2 protein-coding genes are annotated in these 7257 nt (G+C 61.4%); both read right to left on the bottom strand.

The window, feature by feature from the left end; genetic code table 11:
- Nucleotides 1–5807: two-partner secretion domain-containing protein (locus AC07VO_RS29800; protein WP_495007735.1), on the bottom strand; the 5807-nt coding region annotated here is incomplete at its 3' end.
- Nucleotides 5808–5831: 24 nt separating this feature from the next.
- On the bottom strand, nt 5832–7257 hold a 1426-nt coding region (locus AC07VO_RS29795), incomplete at its 5' end, for a ShlB/FhaC/HecB family hemolysin secretion/activation protein (RefSeq protein WP_495007734.1).

The raw sequence follows: 7257 nt of genomic DNA, 5'->3' as shown, positions 1-7257 counted from the left end.
TGGATCAATGCGCCGTTGGCGGCGAGGCGGTTGTTGGCGTTGGCCAGGTACAGCACCGGCACCAGGACTTTTTCGCCATTCACTTCGTGCTCTTCGAGCCAGACGATGTCGTGGGTCAGGGCCGCGACTTGTTGTGCGGTAAGGGTGACGCCGAGGCTGAGGTTCAACGCGTCCTTGCTGGCGATGGCGTTGTTCATCAGGTACTTGAAAACCGCCTCGTCCGAGGTCTGGCCGTCGATGAAGCGCTGGCCGGTGCGGGCGACCACGGCTTGCTGGATCAGTTTCTGTTCGAAGAGCCCGTCGCCCAGGCGCTTGGCGCTTTGATCAGGGTTGTAACCCAAGCCTAGGAGCAGGTAGTCCGAGCTCATGAATTGCTTGAGGTCGGTGAGTACCGGGTTGGTTTCGATCAGGTATTTGTGCGGCTGGGATTTGCCAGCGTTGCTGGGCAGGCCCTGGACGCGGTTGATGGTGACCGGCGCAGACGATGCACCGGCGGTGACTTTGCCGCCGCTAAGCGTCCAGCTCTGCGGGCCGGTCGAGGTCGGGACGCTGATGCCTTCCTGGCTCAGACGGAACATCCCGTTCTGGCCGGTGGGCAGGCTGAAGCCGGGCAGATCCACCGGGTTGACGTGCTGCTGGGCAAGGTCCGGCGGCAGTTGCGCGTTGATAGTCACCGGCGTGGAGAAGCCGTTGCCGGCACCCGTGTCAGTGTTGGTCTTTCCGCCAGCGACGTAGCTGTAATAAGGACGCACCACGCTGTTGTCGATGGTCTGCGTCGCGTTGAGTGAAATGTTGCCGCCGGCCTGGATCACCGCATCATAGGAACTGCCGGAGCCCGCTACCGTGGTGGTGCTTTCGGTCAGCATGCCGCCGCCCAGCAAACTGATGAAGTAGCTCAGGTCGGATTCGACCGTGGCCGAGGGGGCTGGGCTGTTTTTCTGATTGAACTCAGCCGCTGCAGGCACCGTGGCGAAGATTTGGTCGACGTAGTTCCAGAATGTGCGCTTGGTGATGATGTCCTGCTCTTGCAGGCCGGTGTTATTTATCGTGTCGGCAGTGACAGTGATGTTGCCTGTGGACGCGATGGTGCTGCTGGTGTTGTTCAGCACCTGAGCGTTGATCGTCATGTCGCCGCCGCTGGTCAGACTCGCAGCCTCGCTGCTGTCAGAAACCTTCAGGCGGTCGGTCTCGGCAATCTCCCAATGGCCGTTACGACGCGAACCGCTGCGGAAGTCGCACCCCGCAATCGGGATCAGGTTGCAGTCCAGCTCAGTGATCACCACCGAACTTTTCTCATGCGCGGTGTATTCCAGAATGTCCCGTACGTTGTTCACGGTCAGGGCATTGATGGTCAGGTCCTGCGCGCTGTAGATGTCGCCGGAACGGTTGTCCAGCAAGTCGGCCTTGCCGCTGTCGCGGTCCCGGCCAATGTGCACGTTGCTCAGGCCATAAACCTGGCCATAGGCGTTGGTGAAGCTGGACAGCAGCAGCCGCATATCGCCGCCACTGGAAATCAGGCCGCGGCTGTTGAGCAGTGCGCCGGTGGTGAGGGTCAGGTCTTTACCGGAACCGATCGTGCCGTAGTTGTTAAGGTTGGCGGCGCTGATGATCAGGTCGCCGCTGGAGGTCAAACGGCCTTGGTTGTTCAACTCGCCATTGATGTTAACCGTGGTGTTGCCACCACCGGCGATGCTGGTCGCCGCGTTGAGGGTCAGTTGATTGGCTTTGAGTGTCAGATCACCGAGGCTGCTGGTGCGACCATTGCCGCTGTAGTTGCCCCAGAGGGTCAGATTGAGTTTGCCATCGCTGGCGATCAAGCCATCGTTATTCCAATTGCCGCCGTTGCCGGTCAATTGGCTGACCGCCAACAATTGGCCGCCGGATGTCTGATTGAGGCTATTGACGTTGACGGTCAGGCGATCGGCCTGGATCACACTGCTGTTGGTCCAGCCGTCGGCGTTGAGCGTCAGGCTGCCACGGGTGACGAAGGTGCCGCCGGCGCTGCCGATTTGACCCGTCGCGATATCGAAAATACCGGTACCGACGTGCAGTACGTTGCCGCTGACGTTCAGCAAACTACCGGCAGTGAGGGTCAGGTTGGTGTTGGCGGATTCCACGGTGCCATTGCGGTTGTCGAACAGGCCCCCGATGGCGAACGCGGTTTTACCATTGTCGCCCAGTGCGCGAAGTTGACCGGTCTGGTTGTCGAGGCTGGCGGCGGTGATGGTCAGCGTGCTTTCACTTTCAATGATGCCCAGGCGGTTGTTCAATGCACCGCGCAGGCTCAGGTCGATCTGTTGCCCGCCGATCTGCCCGTCGTTGTCGCCGCTGTTGTCGAAGTTATTGCCGGTGACGCTGACCCGACCCTTGGCGTAGAGGCCGCCATTGCGGTTGTCGAAGTTGCCGTTGGTGCCGGTGTCGACGATGGCGTCACCGGTTTGCGCGGTGATACGCCCGCCATAGTTGTCGAGGCCGGCCAGTGCCTTGAGGTTCATGCTCTGGGCCTGAATGACCCCGCCCTGACGGTTATTGTTCAGGTCATAGCCGTTGCGCAGTACGCCAGTGATATGGCTGCTGAAGGCGCCTTGCAGGCTGGAGAGCACACCGCCACGGCTGTCGAGGCTGGCGGCGGTGATGTCGAGGTTGCCGCCCTTGGCAACGATGCGCCCGCTCTGGTTATCGATGGCGCCGCCGGTTTTCACCGTCAGGTCGCCCTGGCTTTGCAGGGTGCCCTTGGCGTTGTCGATGCTGGCGGCGTTGAGTGTCAGGCCGGCGTTGCTGCTGAAGATCTGACCGTTGGCGCTGTTCTGTACGACGCCACTGGCCGTGATCGTCAACAATTCACTGGCCGCGACAGTGCCGCCATTGCGGTTATCGAGGCCACCGGTCAACAGGCTCAGCAAAGCCTGGCTTGCAAGCTGGCCGCCCTGGTTGTCGACCTGCTGCGTGCGCTGAATCACCAGCGGGCCGTTGCTCGCCAGTTTGCCGCTGGTATTGGTCAGGGTGCCGAGCAGATCGAGGGTGATCGCGCCCTTGCCCGCGAAGGTACCGGCGCTGTTGTTCAGATCGGTACCGGTGAAGCTGATGTCCTGCTGGGCATTGATGGTTGCATTGGCGTTGCTGAGGGTTTGGGCCTGGATATCCAGAGCGGCGCCGCTGTCGATCAAACCACCCTGGGCGTTATTCAGTGTTCCGGCAATGACGAAAGTTTGCGCACCGGCACTGGAAAGAATGCCGTTGTCGCTGTTGTCGAGGCTGGCCGCCGTGACCTTCAACGTGCCGTGACTGACCAGAGCGCCTGCGTTGCTGTTACGCACAGCGCCGGTGAGGTCCACCAGCACGTCACCGTCGCGGCTCGACAAGGTGCCCTCATTACGGTTGTCGAGGCTGCCGCCTAGAAGGCTCAGGCTTTGCCAACCGGAAATCAGTCCATGGAGGTTAGTGGTGGTATCGGCGGTGAGGTCCAGTTGCTGACGGCTGATGAGTTTGCCGTCGCTGTTGTCCAGGTTGCGGCCCGTCAGCGTGTAGCTTTGGCTGCTGGAGAGTTCACCGCCGCGGTTGTTCAAGTCCCGCAGGTTGCGGATGCTCAGCTGACCGGTGGTGGTGATCAGGCCGTTGGCGTTGTTCAGGTCGCCCATGACGCCGCTGAAGTCGATGGTAATGGCGCTGCCGAGCAACGAGCTACCGTTCTGATTGTTCAAACTCGCCGCGTTGATGTTCAGGTTTTGGGTGGCGTTGATCAGCCCCTTGTCCTGGTTATCGAGCTGGCCGGTAACCCGAAGATCGAGGTTGGTGCGGCTGGTAAGGGTGCCCTCGTTGTTGTTCAGGCTTCCGGCCTGTACATCGACGCTTTGCGCCGCGACCACGCCTTTGACGTTGGTCAGGGACTGCTGCACGCGCAGGGTCACGGCCTGGTTGCCGAGCAGTTTGCCGTTGCTGTTGTCGAGGCTGTCGGCCGCCAGCGTGAACGCTTGGGCACTGGATATTTCGCCGTTGCGGTTGTCCACTTGCGCGAGGTTTTTTAGCACCAGCAACGGGGCGTTAATCAAACCGTTCTGGTTGTTCAGCTCGCCGTGATTCAGATCCAGCGCCAACGACGTAGCGCTGGTGAGCTGCCCACCATCATGCTGATCGAGACTGACGACACTGGCGGTCAGCGCTTTGTTGCTGGCAATCCGGCCCCCGCTGCTGTTATCGACCTTGCCGGCATTGAGGCTCAGGGCGTCGAGGCTGGTGAGTTTGCCGCCCTGATTATTCACCGTCGCCGTGGCGGTGATGCTCAAGGCCTGACCGGCGTTCACCAGCCCTGCCACGTTATCCAGAGTCGCCATGCGCAACGTCGCGGCGGCCAGGCTCGAGAGTTCGCCAGCGCGATTGTTCAGATAACCAAGGGTGGCGTTGAGATTACCGGTACTGGTAATCAGACCATTGCCATTGAGGACCTGATTGGCCGCGAGATTGAGACTGCCGTTACTCAACACCCGACCTTTGTTCTGGTTATCCAGGGTCCCGGCGGTGATCTTGGCGGTTTGCCCGGCGCTCAGCGTACCGCCCTGGTTAGTCAGGGTCTGCGCGGTATTCGCGGTGAGATTGCGACTGGCAACCACGCTTTTGCCGCTGTTGTTGAGATTCTGCGCGCTCAGGCTCACATCGCCCGTGGCATTACGACTGGTATCAGCATTGACCCCGGCTTCGATGATGCTGTTGTTGGTCAGCACACCACCGGCACTCAGAACGATGCTGTCTCGCGCCGCAAGGGTTTGCTGGTTTGTCAGGTTGCCTTGGGTTTGCACGTTCAGCGCCGTACCGGCATAGACCGGACCGCGCGCATCAAGGCTGGCCGCTTTGACATTCACCGCACCGGCAGCAGAAGTCTGCGCCAGGCTGAGATGGCCATTGGCATCGATCTGAATATCGCCACCACTGGCCGCGAGGTTGCCATCGAGTTTCACCCCGACCCCGGCTTCGGTGCCGACCAGTTTGATCGCCCCGGCGTACATCCCGCCCAAGGCCGATGAGTCGATGGCCAGTTGCGGCTTGGCGCTGCCGTCATCGGCGCGGGCGGTGGCGTTGAGGTTGTCGGCATTGACGTCGTTGCGACCGGCGACGATGGTCAGGTTTTTCGCCTGAATCTCGGCGTTGATCTTCGCGCTGCGGGTGATGATTTCGAAGCTGTCGACGTTGTTGGCATTGAGCCCGACGCCATCAATCGTGACGCTGCCCTGATCGACCTGAAAGCGATCCAGTCGACCGTTGTCGAGCACCGGTTTGCCGGTGGTCAACGTCACGCGTGGCGTGTTGATGAAACCGCAACCGTTGCAGCTGATGCCGTACGGGTTGGCGACGATGACCCGCGCCGATTGCCCCGCCACTTCGGTGTAACCGCGCAACTGGCTCGGGCTGCCACCGACGACTTCGTTGAGGATGGTTTGCGCCGCGGCCCGGTTGGTCAGGTTGGGGTTGCCGACGATGATGCCGCCCAGTTGCGTCGCGCCGGTCTGCGCGGCGACGTTGTTGAGGATGACGCCTTGGGTGCCGACGTTGTAATCCTGAAACTGGTTATGCGACAGGCCGGTGCCGTTGGGGGTGGCGATCTGGATGATCGGCACGCCATTGCCCGCCTGACCGAGGCTGGTGCCCGGTGTAGCCACGACGATGCCATCGGCCTGCGCCCACATCGGTTGCCAGAACATCACGTTGGCCAACAGGAACGCCAGTCCGCGCTTGGGCATGCCCAGGAAGTGCTCGCGGGTTTTCACGGCGGCAGAAGGTTGGCGAGCGAGAAAAGCGTAGTGGCGAACGTCCATGTGAAAGGTCCCGATGCAGCGAAATTAGAGGAAGAAATCCAGGCGGAAATAGATCGGCGCTTCGCGCTCGGTCAGGGTGTCCGGACGTTCCAGGGAATGGGCAAAGGTCACGCTGGCGGCCAGGTGCTGACCTCGGGCGAACAACTCCACGGAATCGCTGGACATGCGCCCGTGCTGATCGCCGTTATAGCGGTCGCCACGGATCACGCCCTGGTCATAACCGAGGCTGGTGCCGTACTCGGCGAACACCGGGCGCAGCCATTCCAAAGTGATCGGATGGCTCCAGCGCAGTTCGTTGCGCCAGTAGCCGCCGCTGTCACCGGACAACGACTGGTCCTTATAGCCACGGATCGACGACTGCCCGCCAAGGCTGGTGCGCTGCGGGCTGAACAGCACGTCTTCACTACGCTGGCCGGTCATCAGGCTGCTGAAACTGAAGGACTCGCCCCACAGCTTGAACGGCTGCAGATAACTCGCGGTAGCGGTGTATTTGCGGTAACGCGCGTTCGGCTCGCCGGGGCCCGGATCACCGTTACCCTGGGCGTCGAACGCGCCGATGCCTTGTTGCATGCCCAGGTCGAGGTTGACGAAGGCACTGCCGACCCGCCGACCGTGGTTGATGCCGAACTGCGCTTCGCTGATGCGGTTGCTGCTCAGCTTGAGCTTGCTGTCTTCGATGAAGTTGTTGGTGCGCAGGTACGAGAGGCCGGTGCTGAGGGAGGTCTTGCTCAGGGCGTCGCGATGGATCACCCGCTCGGCGCGCAACTGATGGTTTTCGCTGTCGCCGGTCTGCTTGAAATTGAAACCGTTGGCCTGGGCTTGCGAGCGGTACTCGCTCTGGCTGTAGGTGTAACTGAAGTTCCACCAGCCCCACGGCACGCTGTAATTGAGCAGCGCGTTGTTGGAGGTGTGCTGGTGATCGCTCACCGCATCATGACCGCCGCGCAGCATCAACTGATCGGCCAGGCCCAGCGGGCTGTCCCAGTCAAACGTCGTGCCCCACTGCTGCTCGCCGGTGCTGCGCTGGCCGTCGTTACTGCGCGACAACCCGACACGCCACGGCTTCTGCGGGGTGTTCTTGACCAACACCTCGCTGCCACCGACGTTCTTGCCCGGGGACAACTCCATCTGCGCCTGATTCGACGGCAAACGGTTGAGCTGATCCACCATCTGCTCGATTTCCCGCAGATTGACCAGCTCCCCGCTCTTACCGGGGAAAGCCATCGCCAATTCGCGGTCCGACAGCTTGCTATCCTGCGCGCCCTTCAACCCTTCGAGCCGACCCTCGACCACCAGCACCTTCAGATGCCCAGCGGACAAATCCTGCTGCGGCAAGTAGGCCCGGCTGGTGACCAAGCCCTTCTCGATGTACAGATCGGTGATGACTTTCAGCAACTCGTTGAGCTGCGTGACGCCCAGGCACTGACCGATGTAAGGCTTGAGCAGGCGA

Source organism: Pseudomonas sp. GW821-FHT03E01 (genome assembly GCF_059420765.1).
The sequence above is the reverse complement of the archived record's forward strand: the minus strand, read 5'-3'. Positions and strand labels throughout refer to the sequence as shown.